Source organism: Streptomyces graminilatus, from assembly GCF_001418565.1.
Classification (GTDB): Bacteria; Actinomycetota; Actinomycetes; order Streptomycetales; family Streptomycetaceae; genus Streptomyces; species Streptomyces graminilatus.
The window spans coordinates 1-1,823 of the sequence record NZ_LIQQ01000476.1 but is presented as its reverse complement, the minus strand read 5'-3'; the positions used below and the strand labels follow the sequence as shown (position 1 = coordinate 1,823).

At 72.0% G+C, this 1,823-nt stretch carries 2 protein-coding genes; both read left to right on the top strand.

The window, feature by feature from the left end; all coding sequences use genetic code 11:
* The first annotated feature begins 66 nt into the window (after positions 1 to 66).
* Positions 67 to 1,278 (top strand): allantoate amidohydrolase, encoded by a 1,212-nt coding sequence (locus AOK08_RS33390; protein WP_063794181.1) that lies wholly within the window; start codon positions 67 to 69, stop codon positions 1,276 to 1,278.
* A partial coding sequence (locus AOK08_RS33385; protein WP_157876894.1) for an amidohydrolase family protein occupies positions 1,275 to 1,823 on the top strand: 549 nt, incomplete at its 3' end. The genes AOK08_RS33390 and AOK08_RS33385, both read left to right, overlap by 4 nt.

The following is a 1,823-nucleotide window of genomic DNA, read 5'->3' as shown; positions in this document are numbered from 1 at the left end:
CCCATCGCCCTGCGGAACGACAGCCCACAGCGGGGTGGCAGGGCGGCTGGTGGCTCCTTCCACCAGATGTGGCGCGAGCTCGCGCCCATCGGGCGGCACCCCGAATCCCGCGGCTACCGCCGCTACGCCTGGACCGGGATCGATCTCGAATGCCGGGCCTGGTTCAAGGAGCAGGCCGAGAGCCGGGGGCTGGTCTACGAGGTTGACCGGAACGGGAATCAGTGGGCCTGGCTCGGGGATCCCGGGGCCGGGGACGCTGTTGTCACCGGGTCGCATCTTGACTCCGTGCCCGATGGTGGGGCGTTTGACGGGCCCCTCGGTGTCGTGTCCTCCTTCGCTGCTCTCGATGAACTCCGGGGGCGGGGCGCGCGGTTCGGCAAGCCGCTGGCCATCGTCAACTTCGGGGACGAGGAAGGCGCCCGGTTCGGGCTCGCCTGTGTCGGGTCGCGGCTCACCGCCGGTGCCGTCACCGTCGAGCAGGCCAGGCTGCTGACCGACGGCGACGGGATCAGCCTGCCGCAGGCCATGGAGGCCGCCGGGTACGACCCGGACACCATCGGGCCGGATCCGGAACGGCTCGCCCGCATCGGTGCCTTTGTCGAGCTGCACGTCGAGCAGGGGCGGGCGCTCGACCTGAGCGGCGACCGCGTCGGCATCGCCAGTGCCATCTGGCCGCACGGCCGTTGGCGGTTCGACTTCCGGGGCGAGGCCAACCACGCCGGTACGACCCGCCTCGTCGACCGGCGCGACCCCATGCTGTCGTACGCCGAGACGGTCCTCGCCGCCCGGCGCGAGGCCGAACTCGCCGGTGCCGTGGCCACCTTCGGGAAGATCAGCGTCGAGCCCAACGGGGTCAACGCCATCCCCTCCCTCGTGCGCGGCTGGCTCGACTCCCGCGCCGCCGACCAGCAGGCCCTCGACGCGGTCGTCTCCGGCGTCGAGAAGGCGGCCCGTGAGTACGCCGAGGCGCACGGCATCGATCTCGACGTCGTCCGGGAGTCCTTCACCCCCGTCGTCGAGTTCGACCACGCCCTGCGCGACGAACTCGCCCGACTGCTCGGGAAGGACGGAGAGGACACCCGTCTCTCCGTTCCCGTCCTGGGTACCGGGGCCGGACACGACGCCGGGATCCTCTCCGGGAGCATCCCGACCGCCATGCTGTTCGTGCGCAACCCCACGGGCGTCTCGCACTCCCCGGCGGAGTACGCCGCCGAGGACGACTGCGTGGCCGGGGTGACCGCACTCGCCGACGTACTCGAAGGGCTGGCCTGCACGTGACCCACCCCCAAGCACGGACGTACTGGCTGGAGCACGCCTGGCTCGACACCAACGTCGAGCCGGGCGTCGCCCTCGGTGTGCGGGACGGCCGTATCGCCGCCGTCCGGATGGGCGTCGACGCCCCGCCTCCCGGCGCCGAGATCCTGCGCGGGCTCACCCTGCCCGGTTTGGCGAACGCCCACTCGCACGCCTTCCACCGCGCTCTGCGCGGCACCGTCCAGGTCGGCAGCGGAACCTTCTGGACCTGGCGCGAGGTCATGTACTCCTTCGCCGACAAGCTGACCCCGGACAGCTACCACGCCCTCGCCCGCGCGGTGTACGCCGAGATGGCCCTCGCCGGCATCACCGCCGTCGGCGAGTTCCACTACGTCCACCACGCCCCGGGCGGCACCCCGTACGCCGACCCGAACGCGATGGGCGAGGCGCTTGTCCAGGCCGCCTCCGACGCGGGTATTCGCATCACCCTCCTCGACACCGCCTACCTTTCCTCCGGCTTCGGACAGGCCCCGAACCGCCACCAGCTCCGCTTCTCCGACGGCACGGCC